Origin of the sequence: Bacillus sp. NPDC077027 (genome assembly GCF_050269555.1) — a bacterium.
In the GTDB taxonomy this organism is placed as follows: domain Bacteria; phylum Bacillota; class Bacilli; order Bacillales; family Bacillaceae; genus Bacillus.
In genome coordinates this window covers 727,640-753,086 of record NZ_JBNNIO010000003.1, presented here as the reverse complement: position 1 = coordinate 753,086, position 25,447 = coordinate 727,640, and the positions used below count along the sequence as shown (strand labels likewise).

The following is a 25,447-nucleotide window of genomic DNA, read 5'->3' as shown; positions in this document are numbered from 1 at the left end:
TACACGAACATTTCTTCTATCTTCTGAAGACAGAAAATCATTGCACCCCCTAATGGAATATTTTTATATATATTACTATACATTAGTTTAACTATCAAAATTTTACATGTCAATTTAAAACAAGAAAAAAGAGGGCAAATTGCCGTCTTTTTTCTATATTAAACCGTTTTAAGTTGTTCACTCTCATCATTCTCATCTGGTTGTATAAAGAAAAGGACCAAAAATAATGAAATCAAGCTACAAATTGTCGATAAAATAAAGACAATTGAATCACCTTTATCCATTAAATAAGCAAAGATTGGTGGGCCAAGTGCCACGCCAATAAACCGCATACTACTATAAAATGAGGTGATGGTTCCGCATTGTTCTTTTTCGATACCTTCTGTAATGAGGGCATCAAGGGCAGGTAAGACAATTCCAATACCAGTTCCTCCTACACTTAAACAGATAAATAATGAGTAAAAGCTGTGATTCCACCATAGCAAAATATAAGAAATGGAAAGTAACGCCATTCCTACGATTAAAAAAACTCTCATTTTTCCTTTTTCATTTCCAATTGTTTTACCTGCAATAAAGGAGCTGATCGATAAAAATAGAAGCGGAATGCTGAGAAGAAGACCTTTCATCACACCTTTGATTTGATAAGCGGTTTCTAAATTATCCGACAAATAAAATAGCACGCCAAATAGAAGAAACATGATAAAACCACCAATTGCAAAAATGGAGTAAAGCCAGCGTCCATTGTGTTTAAAAATGGTTTTCGTTGATTTAATAAATTCTCCGAATGAAGGAGGTTCTTCATTTTTCTTTGCCGAATCAACCATGAACAATACCATTAAAAAGCTGATGACAGAAAAAAATGGGATAAACCAAAAGGGCATGTACCACACCCATAGAGCAAGTGAAGCGCCGATGATCGGACTTAGTACTTTTCCTGCGGTGTTTGATGTTTCGATTGCGCCAAGGCCGGCACTGACTTCTTCATCATTATGATATAAATCCCCGATAAATGGCATGACAATTGGAGCTGCTCCAGCTGAACCAACTCCTTGAAGCACCCTACCAAATAAAATCCACATATAAGGATCCTTCGTGATCGTTGAGGCGAAAGCAGCCACAGCTCCTCCTAAACCAGCAATTAAAAGACATGGAAGAAGCACTTTTTTTCTTCCGATTCGGTCTGATAAGTAACCTGCTATTGGAATACATAAAATAGCGACGACTGAATAGACCGTAATGATTAAAGATACTTGAAAGGAAGTAATGGATAGCCTTTTTTCAATTTCGGGTAGTACCGGTATTAACATTGAGTTACCAAGTGTCATGATTAAAGGCACTGACGATAATGCAATAATATTCTTTTTACTGACTGTTTTCCCGCCCAACATCATTCACCCAATTCTATATACTGTTATCTCTTATTGTGGCATGTTTGGGGTTTATTATGTATGAGCAGACAAAACAAAAAAGCAACCGCTCTAGCAAGCGCCTGCTTCATTAAAAACGTTTTCGAATGACATGAAAGCTGAATTTATCTGCCCGAAAATAGTTGAGGGAGTATAAGACAGGTTGGTCATCCTGATCGTAGTGCATTTGTTTCAGTAATAAGAGGGCTGTCTCTGGGTCACACTCTAATATCGGTGAGGCTTGATCATGATAACCAATCGGTTCAATATCAGCGACAGCATATTTAATCCCACTGTGAGGCTCACGTCCAAATAATTCAAAAAGGGATTCTTCCTCGTGTGTAAATGAGGATGGTAAATGTTTGACAGGAATTTTGTCTAGACAGTAGACAACAGGCTGTCCATCCGCAGTCCTTACTCGCTCCATTGAAAAGATGCCATCTGACTCCTCACACTGAAAGCGCATCAAATCGTTTTCTGTGGGCTCTCCTTCTTGCGAGGATAAAAAGATCGTTCCAGGCGTCATATTCACCTGTTCAATCATTTTTGTCACACTTGAGAGCTGTTCAATGCCCGTAGAAAAAAGTGGTCTAGGGTTTACGAATGTGCCCACACCATGTCTTCTGATTAAGTACTTCTCTTCTTCTAATACACGGAGTGCTTCCCTTAGTGTTGCTCTGCTCACCCCTAAAAGCTTCGACAGTTCAAATTCTGAAGGTAGCTTTTCCTTTTCAGCATACACACCCGTTTGAATATCCTCTTTAATGCGGTCAATCACTTTCAAATATAAATGGCGATTGTCTGTTTTGGTAGACATGTTTTCCCTCCGTCTAATCAATGCAAATGATAAGATGAGAAATCTTTGATTTGAGATAAGATGAAAATAACTATATCATGTTTTTGAAAATAAATAAATAGTCTGACATTTAGTTTACATAATGAATTTATTGTTAAGCAAAGCTCTCTTCGTCTTACGAAGAGAGCTCATCATATTGTTCTTTTGAAAGAAGAACTTCCCTTGGCTTACTTCCTTCATATGGGCCGACTACGCCTCTTTCTTCCATGGCATCAATTAGCCGTGCCGCCCTTGTATAACCTATACGAAATCTTCTTTGTAGCATAGAGACAGACGCTGTTTGCATGCCAATAATGAGTTCTACTGCCTCATCGTAAAGGTCATCCGTTACTTCAGCTAGCTGCTCCTGTGTTTCTTCAGTTGGGATCATTTCCTCTTGATATTGCGCTTTTTGCTGTGTAATCACATGGTCTACTATATGCTCGACTTCTTCATCAGATAGAAAAGCACCTTGGACACGGACTGGTTTGTTCGCACCAACAGGGAGGAAGAGCATGTCCCCTCTGCCAAGTAGTTTTTCTGCCCCGCCCATATCAAGAATGGTTCTTGAATCGGTTTGGGAGGAGACACTAAACGCAATTCTTGACGGGATATTCGCCTTTATGACCCCTGTAATGACGTCAACGGATGGTCTTTGTGTAGCAATGATTAAATGAATTCCCGCAGCACGAGCCATTTGTGAAAGCCTTGTAATGGAATCTTCCACATCTGAAGATGCCACCATCATTAAATCTGCAAGCTCATCGACAATGACAACGATATATGGAAGCTCTGGTTGCTTTGCTTCTTCTTCACTATTCATTCGTTTAATATGATCATTGTAGCCTTCAATATTACGTGTACCTGTATGTGAAAAGAGCTCATAGCGACGCTCCATTTCATTTACAACTTTCTTTAATGCTTGTGAGGCTTTTTTCGGATCAGTTACAACTGGTGCCAAAAGATGCGGTATGCCATTATAGACGTTAAGCTCAACCATTTTTGGATCAATCATCATCATTTTGACTTCATGCGGTTTTGCCCGCATCAAGATGCTTGTAATAATGCCATTGATACATACGCTTTTCCCGCTTCCTGTTGAACCTGCCACGAGTAAATGAGGCATCTTGTTCAATTCGGCAAGCACTGCTTCACCTGAAATATTTCGACCTAGTCCAATCAGTAACTTTGCATTCGGACGATCGTTTAGCTTTGATTCTAGCACCTCTTTTAATGAGACCATCGCAATTTCAGCGTTCGGTACTTCAATACCAATCGCTGATTTGCCTGGGATTGGTGCTTCAATTCTAATATCTTTTGCTGCAAGTGCAAGCGCAAGGTCATCACTTAAATTGACAATTTTACTGACCTTTACTCCTACATCTGGATATACTTCATATTTAGTGACGGCTGGTCCAAGGTGGACTTGTGTTACTTTAGCCTTTACACCAAAACTCTGAAAGGTCGTCTCAAGCTTTCTCGCATTTTCATAAATATTTTTCTTATCTGTTTGCTGTCCGGAATGCTGTGGTTCTGCCAAAATATCAAGAGAAGGTAGCTCATAATCTTTATTCTCAAGCTCAGTAAAAGTGATAGGCGGAACCTCTTTCGGCTCAGTTGCTACACTTTGCTGCGTATGCTCTATTTCTTCAAGTGGCTCCGCAGCTTGCGTTTGTTTCTTCTCCACATAGGCTGAACGGTTCATTAAATCATCTCGATCAGCAAAGCTGGAGATAATTGGCTGACTTTCTTCAGAGATGGATCGTTCTTCCTGTATGATCACTTGATCGTCTTCCTCTGGTTGACGCCCCGATGATCGTTTCTTTTTTTGAACTGGTTGTTGATTCGATTGTTTTTTAGCTTGCCTCATGTCCTTCATGTCCTGGACAAATGCTTGCCACTGTGAAACGAAAAACCGTGAGAGTGGAATCGTTACTTTTTTCACTATCTCTTGCAGAGAGCGATTCGTGATGAGAACAATCCCAATGAGCATAAGAACAATCGCCATGATTTGAGAGCCTGCTTGTGCAAACAAAAAGTAGGAGGCAGCAAATAATACCGCTCCAATCATTCCCCCACCTAAATCTGGTGATCCAGTCTCTCCTTTCATGTCCATTAAAAAGAGTTCAAACGTATTTCGGATAACACTTTGAGAGCCTATCGCACCGGAGGCTGATAAATGCTGAAATAGCTTCACATGTGATAGAAGCAGGATGCTTGCAATCATACAGTAAAGCCCTGCCTTCCTTCTCGTCAACACATCTGGAATTTGCTTTTTCCAGAAGATCGTCACTCCGAAAATTAATAATCCGATGAGGCAGAGAATAAACCATTCTCCTGCAAAAAATCGAAATAAATGAACAAAGGTTTGTCCAACGACACCTAACTGCAAAATGGCGATAATCGCTATGGCAATACAGACTAACCCATTTAATTCGTATTTTAATTTAAGTTGTTTATTTTGTTTTTTTCGTGTTTTTCGTTTTCTCTTTTTTGCCATATTCATCACCTTACTACGAAAGAAAATAAAACCTACTCAAGATCAGAAAGAAAGCAGCCTGATTTTGGCTGCAACTTGTTGTAAGTTTTCCCTTTATTATAGCATAGAATTCTCATTCTGAGATGGTTTGATTCAGGCTCAATTGTAACTTCACTCTTTGACCTGGTGCTAGGTTTTGATTCAAAAAATCCATCGGATTTGTACTCAGCACTTGAACAATCTCAGCCTCGTCCTCTTTCATCTCAATCATGACTGGTACTCCGTCAATTTGAACTTGTTTTAAAGAACGTTCCGTTTCTTTCTGATCTGGATAAATGGCTTCATGTGGCATCGGAGTATACAAAATCATTGGATCAGCCCCTCTTTCTCAATACCTCGCTGGGAGATCAGTTCATTCAATTTTCTGATCGCTTGCCCAACACCGCCTACTTCATTTATCATGCCATATTCCGCTGCTTCATGACCAACAACATTCGTTCCGATATCTCGGGTTAGATTTCCTTTTGAAAACATGAGTTCCTTGAATTTTTCTTCTGTAATATCGGAATGGCTTGTGACAAAGTTGACGACTCTCTCTTGCATTTTATCTAAGTATTCAAATGTTTGCGGCACACCAATGACAAGACCTGTTAAGCGGACAGGATGGATGGTCATTGTCGCTGTTTCGGCAATGTAGGAATAATCACAGGAGACAGCTATAGGTACGCCAATTGAATGCCCGCCTCCAAGCACAATTGAAACGGTTGGTTTTGATAAAGATGCTAACATTTCAGCAATGGCAAGTCCTGCTTCAACATCTCCTCCTACTGTATTTAAAATAATTAAAAGACCTTCGATTTTTGGATTTTGTTCAACTGCAACGATTTGTGGGATGACATGTTCATATTTAGTGGTTTTATTTTGTGGCGGAAGCTGAACATGGCCTTCGATTTGTCCAATGATCGTCAGACAGTGTATGTTCGTATCTTGAGGCAACTGCGGGACAGCTGTTTCGCCAAGTTGCTGAATTTTGCTCAGAATGCTATCTTTTTCTGCTGGCTTACTGTCATTTTGCTGTTCGTTCTGTTCATCCATCTGTTTCAATCCTTTCCTTGATCTCTTATCATATTATGAACAAGATAGAGCCATTCAATCCATGAAGGTTATCAAGACAAAAAAAGACCGTAGAGCAGGGCTCTTCGGTCTTTTTGTATTATACTTCCATGATGATTGGGATGATCATCGGTTTACGTTTTGTTTTTTCATAAAGGAACTGGTTTAAGACATCTCTCATTGATTGCTTTAATGTAGACCATTCAACAATCGCATTTTCCGTCTGCTCTTTCGCAACATTGTGGACTAGCTCTGTTGCTTGGACAATCAGTTCTTCTGATTCCCTTACATAGACGAAACCTCTTGTGATAATTTCAGGTCCAGAAATGAGTTGTTTCTTCTGCTTGTCGAGTGTAATTACAACAATTAAGATACCATCTTGTGATAAAAGGCGACGGTCACGTAACACAATATTGCCAATGTCTCCTACGCCAAGTCCGTCAATGAGAATGTTACCTTGATGCACTTTGTCACCAATTTTTACATTTTGTCCTCTAAATTCAACGACATCTCCTTTATCAATCAGGAAAATATCGCTTCGTTTCATGCCGATTTCTTCTGCAATTCGTGAATGTGCTTTTTGCATGCGATATTCGCCGTTTACTGGAATTAAATATTTCGGTTTCAGCAAATTAAGCATCAATTTCAGCTCTTCTTGACAGCCGTGTCCTGACACATGAACACGCTTTTGAGCAAAGATGACCTGTGCACCGCTTCTTGTGAGAAAGTCAACGGTCTTTGAATAAATTAATTCTTGACCAGGTGTCGGTGTTGACGCAATGACAACTGTATCACCTTTTTCAATATGGAGTTGTTTATGATTTTGCTTCGCCATTTTTGTCAGTGCGGCAAGTGGTTCTCCATGACTACCAGCTGTTAAAACCACAACCTCATCTTTTGCCATCTTTTTCACTTCTTGAACAGGGACGAAGATCTCTTCATCTGCTGTCACATAACCAAGCTTAATCGCAAGCTGAAGGGTTGTCATCATATTTTTACCTGCAACGGCAAGCTTACGACCGTTTTGAGCGCTTGCATTAATAACCTGTTGCACCCGGTGAATATTTGACGCAGATACGGCGACAATGACACGATTTTCTGCATTGTACATCGCATTGGAAATTTCGTCTTGAACGAGCGCCTCAGACGGTGTATAGCCTGGTTTTTCAGCATTGGCACTATCTGAAAGCAATGCTAAAACGCCATTGTTGCCAATTTTCGCAATCTCTCCGATGTCACAAGCTTGGTTAAGCGCTGGGGTTTGATCAAATTTAAAATCACCTGTGCATACAATAGATCCAAGAGATGTTTTGAAGCTGATTCCAACTGAATCAGGGATACTGTGATTCGTTCTGAAAAATGATACTTTTGTTGTTTCAAATGTAATCACAGATTTCGCGTGTACCTCTCGCAAATCAGCTTTTTGATGGAAACCGTATTGTTTCAGTTTCTCTCTTAGCAAAGCAAGCGTGAGCTTTGTTCCGTAAACCGGAACAGATAATTTGCTTAAGCAATGGAAAACGCCTCCGATTGCTTCATCATGTCCGTGGGTAAGAAATATTGCTTTTACCCGATCAGCCCGTTCAGTTAAATAAGAAATATCGGGAATGACGACATCGATACCAAGCATTTCATTTTCTGGATGCATGAGGCCAGCATCAACAACATATATGTCAGTATCAATCTCAATGACATATAAATTTTTGCCGATCTCCCCTACGCCTCCAAGTGCAATAATTCTTACGTTCTCTGTATTTTTCTTTTTCAAATTTCTAATCCTCCTAGTCTCTAGCCCGTCCATCATCGCTTATTGCTATTATAACTGAATCTAAAAATAGAAAACAAGATGAAGTCACATTTTAAGAAAGTGTTTATGTACAAAAAACGGTCAAACTCAAGGGCATCTGAGAATGACCGCTATGTCTGTGTTTTGTGTTACAAGCTGTTTAATACACTGCTTAAATTAAGTCTTTCTTCTTCAGACAATGACAAGAGAGGGAGGCGAACAGAACCAACATCTAGCCCTTTTAACTGAAGTGCCGTTTTGACTGGCGTCGGATTCGGTGCTGAGAAAAGCTGTTTCATCACCGGGAGTAGCTTTTGGTGAATGAGCGCTGCATTTGCCGTTTGACCAGATGCATAACATTTCAGCATTTGCTGCATATCAAGACCGACAATATGTGATGCAACAGATACAACACCTTTAGCTCCAACTGCAACAGCAGGTAGTGTCAGGCTATCGTCACCTGAGTACACGTCGAAGTCTTCCGTTGTTTCAGAGATGATTTTTGTGATTGCATCTAAATCACCACTTGCTTCTTTAACGGCGACAATATTTGGAATTTGCGCAAGTTTAATGGTTGTTTCGGGTGCAAGTGATGCAGCCGTTCTTCCAGGTACATTGTACAGCATAACAGGAAGAGATGTAGACTCGGCAATCGCTTTAAAGTGTGCATACATGCCTTCCTGTGATGGCTTGTTGTAATAAGGTACGACAAGCATCACTGCATCAACGCCTGCTTCTTCTGCTTTTTTCGTCAGTTTAATTGACGCATTTGTATTGTTACTGCCTGTTCCTGCAATGATTTTACAACGACCATTTGCGAGTTTAACCGATTGCTGAAAAAGCGCTACTTTTTCTTCTGTGGATAAGGTTGGTGATTCCCCTGTTGTTCCTGCTACAACAAGGGAGTCGCTCCCGTTTTTTAGTAAGTAATCAATTAAAATTGATAATTTTTGGAAATCAATGTTACCTTTTTTATCAAAAGGTGTAATCATAGCTGTTGCGATATTTCCGAAATTCATTTTTTTCACCTCATCATGATTCAATCACATTTATCTTGAAAGTTCAAACACTTCATGCAGTGCATTAACAGCGGTTGCCATATTTGCTTCATGTACCAATACCCAAATGGTCGTATGGCTGTCAGCAGACTGTAAGATTGGAATATTTTTATCTGACAGTGCAGATACAATTTTGGATGTGACGCCTGGAACGCCCATAATACCAGCTCCTACTGCAGACACTTTTGCACAGCTTTTTGTCACCTGCGGGGTATAACCAAGTTTTTGCAGAATCACTGTTGCTTTTTCAGTCATTGCACCCGTAACTGTATAAACAATTTCACTTGGCGTAATGTTAAAGAAATCGACACTGATCCCTGCATTTGCCATGGCTTTAAAGACCTCAGTTTGCACGCTGTATTGCCCTTCTTTTGCAGGGACTTTAAGTTGCGTGACATCATTGACATGCGCTATACCTGTAATGAGACGATCATACACATCATGGCTCATTTTTTCTGAATAATGAGAGGTAACAAGTGTTCCCTCATTATTAGAATATGTTGAGCGGACCCTCATTGGTACTTTTGCTTGCATGGCGATTTCGACAGCACGTGGGTGGATGACCTTTGCCCCTTGATATGCCAGGTTGCAAATTTCTGTGTATGTGACAACACGTAGCGGCTTGGCATTTTTGACAATGCGAGGATCAGCGGTCATGACACCTTCTACATCAGTGAAAATGTCAATGAAATCAGCTTGTAAAGCAGCACCTAACGCAGCGGCTGATGTATCACTTCCACCTCTTCCAATTGTGGTTACATCGCCATTTTTAGCTGCTCCTTGGAAACCTGCTACAACAACAACATCATGTTCTGAAAGTGCCGCAACGAGTCGATCCGTTCTCATATCTGTGATCTTTGCATTTGTATGATCCTGATTTGTCACAAAACCTGCCTGCGCACCTGTCATGGCTACTGACTTAAGACCATTTTCAACAAGCATACTTGAGAATACGACAGAAGAGATGTTTTCTCCGCATGATACGATTAAATCCTTTTCCCGATTAGATATTTGATTTTTATCTCCATATAAAAGGTCAAGTAGTGTATCAGTGGCATATGGGTCACCTTTTCTGCCCATTGCTGATACGACGACGACAGATTTATAGCCCTTTTCCTTTGCTGATTGAATGTGCAAGAGCGCTCTTTTTCTACCGTTATCATCTTTGATGGAAGTACCACCAAACTTTTGGACAATTATCTTCACTGTTTTCACTCCAAGTTCATTCTGACGTAACAGAAGAGAGCAGGCGAAAGATGCCTAACTCTCTTCTGTTCGTCCTCATCATCCATCGATTTTTATACTAAGTTGAGTGCCTTTAAGCTTTCTGCAATTTGAACAGAGTTCCATGCAGCACCTTTTAGCAGGTTATCAGATACAACCCATAAATGGAACCCGTTTGGACGATCCAAATCCTTCCGAATCCGGCCCACAAATATATCATTTTTGCCTACAGCAGCTGCTGGCATTGGATAAATTTGCTTGGTAGGATCGTCTTGAAGTGTGATGCCTGGGGCATCTTTTAAAATCGATTTCACTTGTTCAACGGTTGCATCATTTGAATCCAGTTCAATATAGATCGATTCAGAATGGCCTGTTTCAATTGGAAGTCTGACGCACGTAGCCGCAACTTCTAATTCAGGCATATGCATAATTTTTTTCGTTTCATTGATCATTTTCATTTCTTCAAATGTATAGCCATTGTCTTGGAATTTATCAATTTGCGGAATCGCATTAAAAGCAATTTGATAATGTTTTTCGTCGCCTTTTACAGGCATTACTTCAGGTTTCACATCTTCTTTATTTAAAATGGCTGCTGTTTGGCTATAAAGCTCTTCGATTGCTTCGTGTCCCGCACCTGATACAGCTTGGTATGTGGAAACAATCACCTTCTTCAGACCATATGCCTGACGAAGTGGCTCTAACGTTGCGACCATTTGAATTGTTGAACAGTTTGGATTTGCGATAATGCCGTTATGATCATGCAAATCTTTTTCGTTTACCTCTGGTACGATAAGAGGAGTATTTTCATCCATACGAAAAGCGCTTGTATTATCAACGACAATAGCGCCTCGTTTGACAGCTTCAGGAGCAAGTGCTTTAGAAACACTACCTCCAGCACTAAACAATGCAATATTTACCCCTTCAAAGCTTTCTGGTGTTGCCTCTTGAACTGTATACTCTTGCCCTCTGAATGTAATTGTTGTTCCAGCAGAACGTTTTGAGGATAGTAGAGTAAGTGTATCCATTTCAAAATTTCTGTCAGCAAGTGTTCTTAACATTTGTTGACCGACAGCTCCAGTCGCTCCAACTACAGCTACATGTAATCCTCTTCCCATCAGTAAAACTCCTTCCGACTCACCCGTTTTCCTTTTTCTTCATTTCGGATGACCATCCTATGACTTTTTACATTTTATTTTACCATAGAAAAGCAAGGCTTGAGGGATATTTTTTTGAATCTTTCTAGATTTTCTAATGGTACTATTCTTTATTTGAGCCAATTAAAATTGGCTGAATCTGCTGATGTTCAAGAGCTGCTTCTACCGTTTTTGATAAAAGATTCATGTTTGCTACCATTGATGTTGGTTTTTTGAAGGGATCATCCTGCCCAAATGGAATGAAGAAGATATTTTTCGTCGACATGAGCCTCATTAAGTTTGTGCCGTTTAAACCAAGTGCATCATTGGTTGAAATACCGAGAACAACCGGTCTGTGATTTCGAATGGTCGCTTTTGCAGCCATGAGTACGGGGCTATCTGTCATTGCATTTGCAAACTTCGCCATCGAATTTCCTGTCAGCGGTGCAATGATCATACAATCAAGAGGCAATTTTGGGCCAAGCGGCTCTGCTTTTACAATAGTGTCAATCGCTTGATGACCAGTAAGCTTCTCAATTCGATCAATCCATTCTGCTCCGTCTCCAAATCTTGTATTAGTAGATTGAACAGTATATGAGACGATTGGGCGTACTTCCGCTCCTTTCTCAACGAGTTCTTCAATTTGCGGATATACTGCATCGTACGTACAATGGGAGCCTGTTAGCCCAAAACCAATTCTTTTCCCTTTGAATGATGTCATATTTACGTCCTCCTTTTTTCCTCAGCGAGCTCACTTAACAGGCCTGAGAGTACTTTTGCAATGATTTGCCCAGCTGTTTTTGGTGCGACAATCCCAGGAAGCCCAGGAGCTAAAAGTGCCTTCACGCCATGCTTTTGTGCAAAATCAAAATCAGTTCCACCTGGACGCGACGCAATATCTAAGATGAGCGTTTTGGGTGTCATATGGACAATGACAGATGAATTTAGCACCATACTTGGAATTGTATTAATGACAATGTCGATCTCTCTTACTTCATCCTTTAATTGTTCTACGGAAAACGGCTGTAGTCCCATTTCAAAAATACGTGCCAAATGAGCCGTATCCTCGGCACCCACTTTGACTTTAGCACCTAGTGCGCTAAATGTTCGCGCAATGGTTAACCCTGTTCTCCCAAGCCCAAGTACCATCACGCGTGATCCGTGAATGGTGTAATCGGTTTGCTGAATAGCCATCATGATGATCCCTTCAACCGTTGGAATGGAGTTATAGATGGCAATGTCATCTCGTTCAAATAGCTTCACGAGTTTTCTGTTTACCTTTTTGCTCAAATTGTCTAAGTACGGATTTGATATACCTGAATAGAGGATGCAATTTGTAGGGGTTCTTTCTAAATATTTAGGGTCTAGCACGACTTTCTCATTCGAGAAGACAGTGGCAACGACGCCTTCATCTGTTGTTGCCGATACTGGGAGAATAATGCTATCAACTTCTTCAAATGCCACTTCAGACATTTTGAGTTTTTCAGCCCCAATAAACCCATGATCAAGCTGGTCAAATCCGACGAGAAATACTTTGGCATGCTGCTCTGACAGTTTTCGGATGATCTCAAGCTGTCTGGCATCTCCTCCGATAACCGCAATCGTTAAACCGCTCAACATACTGTTCGTTCACCTTCTTTATTTAACAAAGTCTGTTGTATCATCTTCATCTCCCTTTCAGCATATGAGGAGAGGATTCAGGCTGTGAACATTTCAAAGAGAAAAGAAAAAGAGCACGCCATTTATGATGGGTGCTCTTCATCTCCATATGGCTGAAGTTCTTCAGGCACATCGAGAATAATCATATCTGAACCTATTTTTTGAATGTGATGCCACGGAACGCGGATATCATTTCCTTGCTTTCTGAAGCCAAACCATTTAACGGAAGGAATGATGAGTGCTGTAATTTGACCATCTTTTTCATTGATCTCCAGGTCGGTTTGGCCAAGCACGCCTAGCCGTTCCGCTCTTTTAATATCGACAATTTCTTTTCCTGACAACTCACTTAGCCTCAAAAGCGCATCACTTCCTCTCATTACTGTATATGTCTTGTGAGATCAAAAAAGACCAGCTTGTTTTAATAGCCGGCCAGCACTGCGTTTTCTTCTGATTTAATATAATGATCATGCCATAATTCTAAATTGTAGAGCATCCATACCTTTTGATCCATCCCATTTTTAGAATCGTGGTTGCTGTAATGCTTTAAAAATTGCTCTAGTGGTTTCTTTTGAAAGATTTGAATGGCAAAACTGCTGTCATCAAGAAGTTGCTCCTCTATTTGTTTTAGCCTTTTGTTCATCCAGTGATATACCGGAACGGGAAAACCCATCTTTCTTCTATATAATATGCGTTTGTCTACTGTTTCTTCCATTGCCTTTTTTAAAATGAACTTCGGGATGTCCTGTTTCTCACTTGTTTTCAAACTTGATTGAAAAAAAGCGGACAGTCTACTAGGAAAACCTTTGTAAGGAAGCTTGTATTTAAAAGGCATCTCATTCACAAATTGGATGATCCGATGATCAAGAAAAGGAACACGTGCTTCAAGGCCATGAGACATTGTCATGATATCCAATCTGTCTAGGAGGTTTGGCAAATGGATTTGCTGAAATTGATATAGCAGCTTATTGTCATATGTTTTGCCGTCCATCTTTTGGAAGCATGCTGTAATAAACCGGTGAATGTCACTATCATGTGAATCTAATGACGTCCATTTCTCTTGTAAAAGCAGTTTTTTATCTTCTTCTGTAAACCACGCATACCTTTTTTTATAATGATCGATTTCATTGTCTAAATGGATAAATCGTTGCAATTCATCATGACGATATGCTTGATCAAACAGAAGCCTAGATAAAATTGGTGAGAATAAGTTGCTTTTTTGGAGTAAAAGAATCTTTCTCCAATCTGAAGGACTCCTGAAAATACGTCCATAGCCAGCAAATAATTCATCCGCTCCTTCTCCACATAAAACAACAGATACGTATTTTTTTGCTTCCTGTGACATGCGGTAAAACGCCACTTCATGTGGAATTGAAATGGGGTGATCACGCCTTTTCACAACGTCAGGCAATAACCGAAAGTACTCCTCTTCACTCATTTGATGGGAGTGAAGTCTCACACCATATTGTTTAGCCGCTAACTCTGCATACGGCTTTTCAGAAAAACCTTCTTCTTCAAAGCTAGTGGAAAAGCAATGAATCTCTTCCTTTGTGTGTTTTGCCATCAGTGCAACAATCGAAGTAGAGTCAACACCCCCGCTTAAAAAAGCACCAACAGGCACATCTGAGACTAGCTGCTTTTGTACACTGTCATCGAGCAATTCAAACAATGTCTTTTCGTAATAATCAGTTCCCCTATCCGGTTCATCAGAAGGCAAGGGGTAATTCCAATAAGATGCCTGGATAACCCCTTTTCTATCCATTTTCAAAAAGGAACCGGGAGGAAGCTTTTGAATCCCTTTAAAGAAGGTCTGCTCTCCGATTGAATAACGAAAGGATAAATAACTCATCACAGCTTCTGGCTGAACGATGCGATCTACGTGAGAATGTTGATGAAGCGCCTTAATTTCCGAACCAAAAATGAGACCGCCATCTTTCATAGATATATATAGCGGCTTTATACCTGAGCGATCTCTGAATAAATAAAATACCTGCTTTTCCTTGTCCCATATAGCCGCAGCAAACATGCCATTTAATTGGTCGATAAACGAAATACCGTATTCTTCATAACCATGCACAATCACTTCTGTATCAGTTTTTGTTCGAAATATATGACCTTTTTTCCACAAATCATCTCTCAGTTCTTGAAAATTATAAATTTCACCATTCAGGATGACAAGAACAGTCCCATCTTCATTTTCTATCGGTTGGCGGCCAGCGCTAATATCAATAATGGAGAGACGGGTATGAACAAGTCCTACTGTCTCATCTTGATAAATACCGCTGTCATCAGGGCCACGCACAGCAAGTGATTCTTTCATTTTCAACAATATGTGATGATCTACTGGTTCGCGAAAAAAATGACAATAACCTGCAATGCCGCACATAGACTGTCCTCCTTTTTCATCCTTCGTTTGCCATTTCAAGTGTCATTGCAAAGATATGCATAGACGGATTGTCTTCAAATTGAATCTCATCAAATAATGTTCCTTTTGGAAGCGATAAGGTATCATGCCATAGTCTTGATCCAAGATGGCGATTGATGCCCGTTACGGTATGAATGTAATTGAAGGAAAGTGCAAGTCGATCAGAAAATGCAGGCTCCTGTTCAATCACATCTGTTAAAGAAAGCCGAGATTGATGAACAGGATGTCCATTCAGTAAAAACGTGACGTCTTCATATAAATTTCCATTGCAGGCACAGCCGACGATATGAAGGGCTTCCGCTTTTATTTGTCCAAGTTGAATGGATTGCCCCTCTAATTCAATGTTGTCCCCTTTATTTATATAAATGAATTCAAAGGGAATGCCGTGAATGACGGGCTCTTGTTCTTTTAATAGTAGCTCAGCGGGAAAGGAGGCGTTGCCCAGTGTCAGCTTCCCTTTTTGATAATCTTTTTCATACGTCATTCCCCTGTTGTTCACATAGGGTTCAAGATTAATGGTTTGATAGATTCCCAATTTTCATCACCCTCTTATCATGTCGTGATTGACGAACTCAGTGGCTGCTTTTAATTGTGTGAGTAGCTTTTTTTCAACATCCAACGTTTTTTGAAAACGATTTGAAATGCGCTCCATCATGCTCATTGGATTTTTACTCAATCCAACTCTGGCAGTGAAATTGGCAAGCACTGTCCAGCTTTGATATGAATCTTCAAAGGCTTGAATAAGCGGGCTTAACATGTCACTGTCATAGGATGATAAAAACATGACCATATGCCGTCTTGAATTGGCTATATCCTTTAGGCCTTCAAAATAGAGATTGTCCAGCAGATTTTCAGTTGCGCCTTCACTTCCCTTTATACTTGAGACATAATGCTGTTCAATAACAGGAATGGCACTTAAACCTGTTATCACTCCATCCAATTCAAAATCAGGTGGGGCTCCCTCAAATAAGGCAACATGTTCTTTTAATATGGTAAAGAGATCGGGATGCTGACTTTCATTCACACGTTTGATCCATTTGTAGCGGTTTTCAGTTCGAGGGGTATGATCATAAATGGACAGAGCGGCTTTTTTAAAATGATCCTTATTTAGTTTCCCATAATAAGAGTATGCATGGTCGCTGATGATGATATGATCTTTGTTTACGTCGAGTACTTCAAGCGTATGATAACCATGTTCTCTTTCGTAAAATGGACAGTACGGTAATTCATAAATGTCAAGTGATACAGATACAGTTCCTCTGCTTGGATGCTGTTCAAATACTCGCTCAATATATGCAGCCGATTCCTCTTTTCTATAAAAAATTTCCTCTAGATGAATACCGTTATGTCTCGCCACATCTTCACGAAAATGCTTAAAGGAGCCAATTAAAACAAACCCTTTATTAGCAGGACGAAAAACAATGCCCGCTTGGTGCCAAACTCTTTCAATCGGTATCCCTTGTCTAAGTAGCATGGCAGCAATGGTTAGTTGTGAACAATTCAAATAATTGTTTCGAAAAATCGGTGTATCTAATGTCAACAAAATCCCTCCTTTTTATGTTTGTCATTATCCCCAGCGATTCTTTAAAGGAATAATGCCAAGTTCTTTTTTTGCAATGACTTCCTTCAATACATCTTCAGATGGCGGATGGAATTTCGCTGCTTTGACATCTCGTCCAAGACGTTCTAAAAGCGATCCATTTTGAAGGGCCGTAAAACCTTCCACCTGTGATGCCAGTTGAACGATCTCTTCTGCTGCTTTTGTCACGACGTGTTTTGTAATAAGTGTCCTTGTATATAAATCACTAGAAAATGCGCCCTGCGTCTTTTCCTCATCTGCTTGCTGTGCACAACTCATTAATTGCGAATGTGCCATATCTAGCTTTATTTTCATGTCCGCAATTCGAAATTGTTGACCTGGTAAAAAGGCCGTATTTTTTTTGGAAATTCGATCTTTTTTTTGATGAGACACTTGGACGGCATGCCGGTATGCGGTTTTAGCAATTCCATAATAAACGGCTGTTACAGCTAGACGAAACCAGTATATTAAATCCTCTGTATCTTCAATGGCATAACCTTCACGTCCTATCAGATGATGATCAGGTACAAATGCTTGATCAAAATGGATATGATGACTCATCGATGCTTTCATACCAGAATAATTCCACGACTCTTCAATGGTCACGCCCTCTGTTGGTAAGGTCACCAGTAGTGCTGTCATTCCATATTGAGATGCACACGTAACAGGTGCATATTGACAATAGATCGGTAAGTATTTTATACGAGGGGCACCCGTTACAGTGAACTTTGTACCACTGACAAGATATCCTCCAGATGTTTTTTCTGCTGTGATGGTTGGAATGCCTTCCATTTGTTTACGATGATAGATAAAAAGAACATTCGGGTCACTGACAGAAGCAATCATCTCACCTGAATCACAAATATCCTGAAATACAACTGACTGCTGCTCATTGGTCAGTACTTCCGAAAAGGCACCGAGTGAATAATAATGCATCGCCATGACCAATCCTGTCGAGGGACATCCTGATGATATACGTGCCAAGAGCTTCACCGTTTCTTGAAAACCATATCCAAGACCACCGCTTTGCTTAGGCATATTGGCAACATGAAGACCACATTTAATCAATTCATCAAGATTTTGATCAGGAAAACAGAACTCCTCATCTAAGCGCTGTGCCCTTTCAAAAAAATCATTAACCAAGCGATCGATCGTTCCTTTGCTTTGTTCAATCAATTTCATATACAGCACTCCTTTATTCGATCAAAAGCAAGTTTTGTCTTAATGCCAAGTCTTCAGGCTTACCTCTCTCACGTATGACATAATCCTTCTCTTCAAACAAAAGTAATTCTAAAGGTGCTGGATGTCCTAAAAATAAAATAGGACTGTAAGAAAATCCATATGCTCCTGATTTCTCAATGCAGAGAAGATCACCCGGCTCACCTTTAGGGAGTTCGACATGTCGACCGATTAAATCCTCAGGTGTACACAACGGACCAACGATAGACTGCTTGATCTGCGCTTCGATGCAACCCGATCTTTTAATCAGGTGCATTGGATAGTTGTTACGGAGCAGTCTTCCTCTAAACGTGACAGCCTGATGATGGTGCATTCCTCCATCTGCAATTAAAAACTGTTCACCTTTCGATTCTTTTTGATATTGGATGGAAGTTAAATAAACGCCGCATTCGGCGACAAGGAAACGTCCCATTTCAATCACAAATCTAGGGAATTCGAGGTCGTTTTCATATGATTTTATTAAACTGGCGATTTTCTGAAACAACTCTTTCGCATTTAAAGGTTTTTCATGATGAAAATAAGGAACACCAAATCCGCCACCAAGATCAACCATTTCGCAAGTGAACCCATACTCGTGTTTCACTCGCAGTGCTGTTTTGATTGTGTATTCAAATGAAGAAAGAAGCGATGCTTCATCAAGAACTTGCGTCCCCATATACATATGAATACCTCTGAAAACAAGGCTGCTCTTATACTGTTGAAATAGTTCGAATATAGAAGCCAGCTTCGATTCATCCACTCCAAAAGGACTTGGCCCACCGCCCATTTTAATTTTTGCTCCTGAAATGACGGAATCTGGATTAATTCGAATACCTACAGCAACTTGTTCCCCTTGTCTCTCGGCAGATTCTGCAATATACACTAACTCTTCCTGCGATTCTGCAATAATACAGTAAATATGATGACGAATCGCGGCATCAATCTCTTCCTTCCGTTTACCTGGGCCAGAGAAAATAATATAATGTGGAGAAAATCCTGCCTGAATCGCCATAAGAAGCTCTCCTAATGAAGCAACTTCTATTCCAGCACCAAAAGACCTTAGCAACGAAGCGATAGAGAAATTACCATTGGATTTAAATGAAAAAAATACCTCTGCTGACTGATGAAGCCATTCCTTAATATGATCGTAATGATGCTTTAATTCATCTCCGTCATATACGTACATCGGCGTTCCATATTGATCTGCTTTTTCTAAGAGTGTGACATCGCTTTTTGGCAATTCCTTTCCTCCTTTTAAGAAAATATGAATTGTTCAAAGGTGGTAATCATGCTCGATTGTTTGCTCTGATTAACGCTATAAAACAAAATAAACACCCGGTAATGCCAATTTCCAGCCGCTTCTGTCTTCCCAAATGTATAAATGAGAAATCCTCCATCCTCATCGGGACAAAGGGTTTGATTGAGTTCATTTAAGATGTCCTCAAATGCTCGTTCAGCAGTACAATCAAAACGCTTAAAACGACTTTCTAGAAAGCTATATTTTGTCAAGAAACGACTGATCGTTGAAAGTAAATAGGTAACTTGCGTAAACCTTGCATTCATTTCTATGATGGGAATGAGTTCGTCCTTTTCATCAATAATAGAATCGACCCCAACGATCCCTCTGTATCCTTCTTTCAAAAGGAGATCCATCAGTCGTTTCATACATGTCTCGTATTCAAGCAGTCTGTCTTCTTCATAAACTGGGGTAAAGTCTGTCCCCATATAAACGCCGTCCTCATCAATTAACTGTTCTGTTACAGACAAAAGGTATGACCCTTCCTCCTGAATGAGCAATTGCGCATTTAATGACCTTTTGGTACGGTGCCATCCTTCTAATAGTAGTTCTGCTGATTCAGCCCTTCTTTTAATGAATGTCAGTATCTGATTAAATTCCTGGTCACTTTTGAAAATACGTAGCCCTTTTCCTGAGGAACCATAAGGTATTTTCAGCACGAATTTCTCGAAATTTTCCATTTTAAGTTGATCATAGGTGCTTTTGAGCTCAGTTAAATGGTTGCATACCGCTCCGCGCGTGACCGTGAAATTGTTTTGTTCTGCCCATTTCCTTGTAAATATTTTATGATTTAAATGTTTAACAAGCACTGGATTGGAGCCATATATCGACTTTTGGCGCGCGAAAGGCTCGTCATAAATGGTCTCATCCAAGAGGTACGGCACAAGCAGTCCTGATTGGTTTGCTGCGTCTTCCTTCCTTATGATGTGAGGCAATGTAACGCCCTTCTCTTTTAAGTAACACAAAAAAGATGGATCAGGCTGATGGCTGAAAATGACATGATCTTTTGATGAAGCTGCAAGGAGAAGTTGTTGCTCTTGCTGCACAACTAACTCATTTTGTACAGTGTCAGTAAACACTGGAAAGGCTTTTGTTTGTTCCCAGTTCTGCTCCTGATTGATATTCCCATACCAATACACGTCTTTTCTACCTGCAAAATCAAAGAGCTCCGTTGGATTTTTCATGCTTCTACTCCTTATTGACAGGTGATTGTTGGATGTCAAGTGAACGATTGATATGGAAAAAACGTTTGACAATTGGCTGATCCCACGTATGAACGACCTCACTTGTATCAAACACCTCAGACAAATAAGTAAGAGAGACTGGTCGAAGTTCATCCATCACATCCGCTGAAATCGTATTTGGAAAAACTTCGTTGACATAATGAAACGCAAAGTAAACCATCTTCTCAAAACCGTAATCTTTCGTTCTTTTCACAAAAAGGGTTACATCCAACATATTCTCTTTTAAGAAGAGCCCATAAATATCAAGCAATTTATAAAGAAGTAAATCTTTCATCGCCTTCACTTCACTTAAATAAATGGCTTCTTTATAAAAATGAATACACAAGAAAAGCAACATATCCTCTTCTTTTAACGTCCAAACTGGATAATGGTTTGCAATGGTCGTTTGGATTCTTCTTTCTAGCATGTCTCGAACGATTTCATGTGTCCGATTCCCTGACATTAAATCAACGGAGAACTGAACATCTATTCTATGACAATCCATAAAGCGGCATTCTAGAGATGGTTTCATATAAGTGTAGGTTTGATGTGAGTTCATGATGAGGTAAAGTATCTCACTTCGTTTTGCAGGTGTCACAGTCTGCGTCTCGTAGTTCCAAGAGCCTTGAATGTAACCTAAATTTTTCAAAACAGCTTCTGTGTTATGAAGCTGCTCTTGTGAAATAAACAAATCATTATCTCCAAAAAGCCGAAGCCCCACATCGCCATACGCCCATTCGCCGACAACACTACCTTTCACAATGCCATATACGATACCATGCTGATCAAGTGCCTTAAACAGGACATCATTAAACTTGATATTATCCATCGCTGTTTCAAGCTGACCTTTATACATAATTTCAAGCGATTTTAAAAAATAAGTAGCTTTAAACTCTTTCCTTAAATGAATCGCATGTTCCTTGATATTCTTCCATGCAATACCTGCAGTTCGATGAACGTGAAGCATGCCGAGAATTAAATTCCAGTCCTGCTGTTCAAATAGCAATTGCTTCATGTCTTTGATCTCGTTCTCACGTAAAAATGGCTTCGATAAAACGAGGACTGTTTGTTCCTCTCTGGTTAGTTCATTTGGCAACATGGCTTTCCTCCTCTATTTCCATCATGCCACTTGGCCAGTTCGTATGCTCACGCCCATATTTTTGCAAGAACACCTGCACCCATCTGTCAATTCCAAATGCTGTACAGCCTGAATAAAGCGGCATGCCCTTTTCATCCTTAATTTGAAATCTCTCACACAGCATATCTCCACAATGATTAAAAGATGCGATGGAGACTTCTTTCTTTTCTGTTAGCGCCACGAGCTCATATTTGCTATTAGCCATTAATTGATAGTTTGCCTTTTCAATATCTTCATAGAAAAAAAACGGATCATTCGCCGTAATGACCTTCCCGTCAAGCCCTAACTGATTAAAGCTATGCCACACCTTTTCAATGAGTGCCTGTCTTGTCTCAGTGATATAATCACTACTACCGATAAAAACGATTTCACGCATACTAAATTCCAGCTTCCGAAGAGGATCAACCTTCCAAGAAATTTCATGTCTGAAACATTGACCGGCAGCAGTCATGATTTGGCTACCCGAATACGTCTTTCCTTCTAACTCTTCATAGCAGTGATAGCAAATGCAAGGTTGAAGAAAACGCCCAGCTTGCTGAAAGTGTTCGGGTAAGAAGCCATTGTTATCCTCACGAATCTGGTCAATAATTTGATAATCATGGGGAATTTCAAAAACAGAATAAATATTTTGTGGAAAATTAGTATGGTACTTGCATTTCTCCATCAAATCTTTGCTGACTGTAGAAGGATAACGTCGCTGTTTTGCACCAAAATCAGTCGCTATCTTCAAAAATAATTGATCAAAAAAAGCAGCGAGTTTCATTTCGACTGCATCATAATATGTTTTCTCACCATCCGGTTCATTCAGCATGGATCGACTAGGATGAAAGGATGTAGAAACATTGGACTTCATCTCTTTTTCACGAAACCTACGCAGTTGATTGACGTTAGGTACGAGCTCTGAATAGGCAGCGAGGATGGCCTCCGTGTCTCCTTGATCGTCAACCGTTACTTCTACTAGTTGATTCGTTTCACTTAATTTAACATGTAAAATATGTGCAGATAGAAAAGAAATCCTCTCCATTAATTCTGACATCAGTGAATCATCTAGTTGCTCTGGTAAAGGAAGCTGAATCGTTTTCATCTAATAAATACCTCCTCTTTCATTGATCAAATGTTCACTTTGTGATGGCAACAGCACTTTTTGAATAAATTCAGGAATGGATTCTTCTAAGTGAATATCACAGAGTTCAATCGCTGATGGATGACTATCTTGGACTGCTATACCACACTTCGCTTGCTTTAACAGCAGTCGATCATTGTAGCCATTCCCAAACGCAATGACTCTTTCCAAATTCTGTTCACCAAAATATTCTATTAAATGCTGTTTCAACAACGCTGCTTTGCAGATCCCTTTTGGAGAAATGACTTTCGCATTTAAAAAATGAGCATCTGCCACATGGCAGTTAAAATGACTTACCTCTTTTGCCACATCCATTTTATCCGCAGACAAGACAAACAATTTTGTGACGTGTTCAAAGGAATGCTGACGAATATCTCCAACTTCAATTCTTCCTCGCGGGAGCATATAAAGCATCGAGTATTTTAATCTGGCACTTTTACTTGATGCGATGTGTTTCCCACTAGCTTCAATGACAAATTCAGCTTTGCCATCTAGTAAAGAAACAAGGTGCTGACATAAAGAAGGTTCCAGTATGTTTCTGACAGTAAACGTTCTCTCCTGATGATGACACGTTACATTTCCGTCATTTATCAAAACAGCATGATGGAATAAATTCAGGAATGACGGGTCAAAATCAAGAGAAAAAAAAGAATCGTAGGTCCTACCAGTGATGATAAGTGGTGTGATGCCCTTATGGCGCAGTTTTTTCACCGCGCCTTGGACATCTCCGATTAGCTGACCTTTTTCATTAATTAAAGTCCCATCTAGATCAAATGCAGCAAACTTTATATCATGAAGGTTCAGTTTTGTTTCCTCCTTTTTCAGTTACACCTTTTTCAATTCGGCATTTGCAACAAATTGATTGAACATTCGCAGCGACTCTGAGTCTACCTGGCCTATCGGTGCACTCTTAAACAAAAATGGGCAGACATCATGAATGACCCCACCAAGATTCAAATCTTTGGCTGCTTTTGCCGCTCGCATGGCATTTGCAATGACACCGGCTGAATTTGGACTATCTTCTACTTGTAAGCGAATTTCAAGTGAAATATCTGAATCAAGGACTGAATTCCCTTCTAAACGTAAGAAGCATACCTTGTTGTCACCTAAATAGCTGACATATCCATTAGGACCCGCAGCGACTTCACTTGCATCGATCCCAGAAGCAAACAGCGCTTTGCGTTTAGATTTTTGTTTACTAATTGATCTATTCGGATTGGCGAGATTCAGAAAGTCTGTATTCCCACCAACATTTAATTGATACGTATTGGTTATTTCAATTCCACGTGATTGAAGAAGTTCAATTAATGCGGTATGAAGCGTTGTTGCTCCCAAATGACTTCTTAGGTCGTCACCTAAAAGGGGTGTTCCTGTTTTTTCAAACATGCTGACAAATTCGGGATCATTTGCAACGGGTTCAGGTGTAGAATTAATAAAGGCTGTATTTGATTTTGCACAAGCTTCAGCATATACACGAACTGCCTCAAATGAACCTGTTGGTAAAAAGCAAACAAGTACATCAGCAGCAACTTCTGTGAGTCTTTGTACTACATGGTCTGTATTGATATGAAGTGAGTCTGAATGTGGCTGAATACATGCTGACAAATCACCTTCAAGTCCGTCACATAGTGGTCCTGCCTCAACAGTTACTTGTAAGAATGGGAGTTCTATATGTTTTACAGCAGCTGTTGGCTCAGTAAATACAGCCTCTGATAAGTCTTTTCCTACTTTATTTGAATCGACTTCAAACGCCGCCACAAATTCTACATCTGACAATTTGTATCCGCCAATCTCTTCATGCATAATGCCAGAAAGAACTCTCGTATTTTCTTTGGCCTTTTCGACGAACTGAACGATACTTGAAGCACAAGAACCTACTCCTGCAATTGCTACACGAACTTTTGTCATTTTTTCTTCACCCTTTTTTTTAGATTTTATAGAGCTATTTTCCGCTTTTGACGAGATTGTAAGATATACCATTCTTGATAACCGATTTCTTTTAACATGTTCTTCACTTGCAACCAATCATCCGCCACGCGGTTCGGATGATGCGCATCAGATCCATACGTCACTTGAACGCCATAAAATTTGGCACGTTCTAACATATCAATTGCTGGATACCAGCCCCCGCAATCCTTTGTTTTTCCTGACGTATTGATTTCTATGACAGAACCACTCTCCGCAATGGCTTTGAGCGCTTCATCGACTAATTCTGTCTTCACATGTTCAACCTTAGGATAAAATCCTTTCAGCGCATCAATGTGTCCAAGAATATCGAACATATGACTCTCAGCAGATTTTTTGATCAACCGGTAGTATTCTTCCTTTTCTGCTATCAGCTGCTCCTGAGTGATGTTTTCCCAACGTGTTCTATTAAATAAGTCAATCCCATTCGTGACATGAACAGAGCCAATAATATAATCAAATGGATAATGGCGATAAATATTTTGATACAATGCTTCGAATTCAGGGAAATAGTCAGATTCAACCCCTAAAAGAACCTCAATTTTCCCTTGATACGCCTCCTTTAACCGCAGCACTTCCTCCACATAAGATTGAAATTCACTTTTTGCCATTGCAACCCATGGCTTAAAATGATCCAATTTTTCTCCAAAAAATGGAGAATGATCTGAAATGCCGATTACTTGAAGACCCAATTTTATCGCTTCGTTGATATAATCGCTTATACTCCCTTCTGCATGTCCGCAGCGGTTATGGTGTGTATGCAAATCAAACTTCATACCGTTTTAGCTC

At 40.0% G+C, this 25,447-nt stretch carries 23 protein-coding genes; all 23 read right to left on the bottom strand.

Features of this window, described 5'->3' with window-relative positions:
• Positions 1-158: 158 nt before the first annotated feature.
• The 23 genes from ACQKEZ_RS14265 to ACQKEZ_RS14155 all read right to left on the bottom strand — a co-directional run bounded on the left by ACQKEZ_RS14265 (position 159) and on the right by ACQKEZ_RS14155 (position 25,434).
• Positions 159-1,391: an MFS transporter gene (locus ACQKEZ_RS14265; RefSeq protein ID WP_427301777.1), complete on the bottom strand. Its 1,233-nt coding sequence runs from the start codon at positions 1,389-1,391 to the stop codon at positions 159-161.
• Positions 1,392-1,497: 106 nt separating this feature from the next.
• On the bottom strand, positions 1,498-2,223 hold the full coding sequence (locus ACQKEZ_RS14260) for a GntR family transcriptional regulator (RefSeq protein WP_427301776.1): 726 nt from the start codon (positions 2,221-2,223) through the stop codon (positions 1,498-1,500).
• Between the two features lie 154 nt (positions 2,224-2,377).
• Entirely contained in the window at positions 2,378-4,741 is a 2,364-nt protein-coding gene (locus ACQKEZ_RS14255; RefSeq protein ID WP_427301773.1) for a DNA translocase FtsK, read from the bottom strand.
• A 112-nt stretch (positions 4,742-4,853) separates the two neighbouring features.
• On the bottom strand, positions 4,854-5,090 hold the full coding sequence (locus ACQKEZ_RS14250) for a YlzJ-like family protein (protein WP_427301771.1): 237 nt from the start codon (positions 5,088-5,090) through the stop codon (positions 4,854-4,856).
• Positions 5,087-5,815, bottom strand: a complete 729-nt coding sequence (locus tag ACQKEZ_RS14245; protein WP_427301770.1) for a ClpP family protease — start codon at positions 5,813-5,815, stop codon at positions 5,087-5,089. The genes ACQKEZ_RS14250 and ACQKEZ_RS14245 overlap by 4 nt, the downstream gene beginning before the upstream one ends.
• A gap of 118 nt (positions 5,816-5,933) precedes the next feature.
• Positions 5,934-7,601 (bottom strand): ribonuclease J2, encoded by a 1,668-nt coding sequence (rnjB, locus tag ACQKEZ_RS14240; RefSeq protein ID WP_427301769.1) that lies wholly within the window; start codon positions 7,599-7,601, stop codon positions 5,934-5,936.
• 167 nt (positions 7,602-7,768) lie between these two features.
• Positions 7,769-8,638, bottom strand: a complete 870-nt coding sequence (gene dapA, locus ACQKEZ_RS14235) for a 4-hydroxy-tetrahydrodipicolinate synthase (RefSeq protein ID WP_427301767.1) — start codon at positions 8,636-8,638, stop codon at positions 7,769-7,771.
• A gap of 30 nt (positions 8,639-8,668) precedes the next feature.
• Positions 8,669-9,883 (bottom strand): aspartate kinase, encoded by a 1,215-nt coding sequence (dapG, locus tag ACQKEZ_RS14230; RefSeq protein WP_427301765.1) that lies wholly within the window; start codon positions 9,881-9,883, stop codon positions 8,669-8,671.
• A gap of 92 nt (positions 9,884-9,975) precedes the next feature.
• Positions 9,976-11,016: an aspartate-semialdehyde dehydrogenase gene (gene asd, locus ACQKEZ_RS14225; RefSeq protein ID WP_427301763.1), complete on the bottom strand. Its 1,041-nt coding sequence runs from the start codon at positions 11,014-11,016 to the stop codon at positions 9,976-9,978.
• Positions 11,017-11,158: 142 nt separating this feature from the next.
• Positions 11,159-11,755 carry a dipicolinate synthase subunit B gene (gene dpaB / locus ACQKEZ_RS14220; protein WP_427301761.1) on the bottom strand — a complete coding sequence of 199 codons (597 nt, stop codon included), beginning with the start codon at positions 11,753-11,755 and terminating at the stop codon, positions 11,159-11,161.
• A 2-nt stretch (positions 11,756-11,757) separates the two neighbouring features.
• Positions 11,758-12,654: a dipicolinic acid synthetase subunit A gene (gene dpaA, locus ACQKEZ_RS14215; protein WP_427301760.1), complete on the bottom strand. Its 897-nt coding sequence runs from the start codon at positions 12,652-12,654 to the stop codon at positions 11,758-11,760.
• Positions 12,655-12,776: 122 nt separating this feature from the next.
• The gene (locus ACQKEZ_RS14210) at positions 12,777-13,049 is read right to left on the bottom strand and encodes a YlmC/YmxH family sporulation protein (RefSeq protein ID WP_427301758.1); all 273 of its coding nucleotides are present in this window, start codon (positions 13,047-13,049) and stop codon (positions 12,777-12,779) included.
• Between the two features lie 62 nt (positions 13,050-13,111).
• Positions 13,112-15,076 (bottom strand): asparagine synthase (glutamine-hydrolyzing), encoded by a 1,965-nt coding sequence (gene asnB, locus ACQKEZ_RS14205; RefSeq protein ID WP_427301756.1) that lies wholly within the window; start codon positions 15,074-15,076, stop codon positions 13,112-13,114.
• Positions 15,077-15,092: 16 nt separating this feature from the next.
• Positions 15,093-15,650: a hypothetical protein gene (locus ACQKEZ_RS14200; protein ID WP_427301754.1), complete on the bottom strand. Its 558-nt coding sequence runs from the start codon at positions 15,648-15,650 to the stop codon at positions 15,093-15,095.
• Positions 15,651-15,656: 6 nt separating this feature from the next.
• Positions 15,657-16,655, bottom strand: coding sequence for a hypothetical protein (locus ACQKEZ_RS14195; protein WP_427301752.1), 999 nt, complete (start codon positions 16,653-16,655; stop codon positions 15,657-15,659).
• Between the two features lie 27 nt (positions 16,656-16,682).
• Positions 16,683-17,876 (bottom strand): acyl-CoA dehydrogenase family protein, encoded by a 1,194-nt coding sequence (locus tag ACQKEZ_RS14190; protein WP_427301750.1) that lies wholly within the window; start codon positions 17,874-17,876, stop codon positions 16,683-16,685.
• A gap of 13 nt (positions 17,877-17,889) precedes the next feature.
• Entirely contained in the window at positions 17,890-19,152 is a 1,263-nt protein-coding gene (locus ACQKEZ_RS14185) for a type III PLP-dependent enzyme (protein WP_427301749.1), read from the bottom strand.
• Between the two features lie 14 nt (positions 19,153-19,166).
• Positions 19,167-20,393 carry an ATP-grasp domain-containing protein gene (locus ACQKEZ_RS14180; RefSeq protein WP_427301747.1) on the bottom strand — a complete coding sequence of 409 codons (1,227 nt, stop codon included), beginning with the start codon at positions 20,391-20,393 and terminating at the stop codon, positions 19,167-19,169.
• Between the two features lie 4 nt (positions 20,394-20,397).
• Positions 20,398-21,531 (bottom strand): nucleotidyltransferase family protein, encoded by a 1,134-nt coding sequence (locus ACQKEZ_RS14175; RefSeq protein WP_427301745.1) that lies wholly within the window; start codon positions 21,529-21,531, stop codon positions 20,398-20,400.
• The gene (locus ACQKEZ_RS14170; RefSeq protein WP_427301743.1) at positions 21,518-22,654 is read right to left on the bottom strand and encodes an aminoacyl--tRNA ligase-related protein; all 1,137 of its coding nucleotides are present in this window, start codon (positions 22,652-22,654) and stop codon (positions 21,518-21,520) included. The genes ACQKEZ_RS14175 and ACQKEZ_RS14170 overlap by 14 nt, the downstream gene beginning before the upstream one ends.
• Positions 22,655-23,482, bottom strand: coding sequence for an HAD hydrolase family protein (locus ACQKEZ_RS14165; RefSeq protein ID WP_427301973.1), 828 nt, complete (start codon positions 23,480-23,482; stop codon positions 22,655-22,657).
• Between the two features lie 36 nt (positions 23,483-23,518).
• Entirely contained in the window at positions 23,519-24,601 is a 1,083-nt protein-coding gene (locus tag ACQKEZ_RS14160; RefSeq protein WP_427301741.1) for an inositol-3-phosphate synthase, read from the bottom strand.
• Positions 24,602-24,627: 26 nt separating this feature from the next.
• A complete protein-coding gene (locus ACQKEZ_RS14155) occupies positions 24,628-25,434 on the bottom strand; it encodes a histidinol-phosphatase (protein WP_427301739.1) in 807 nt (268 codons plus the stop codon).
• Between the last annotated feature and the right edge of the window lie 13 nt (positions 25,435-25,447).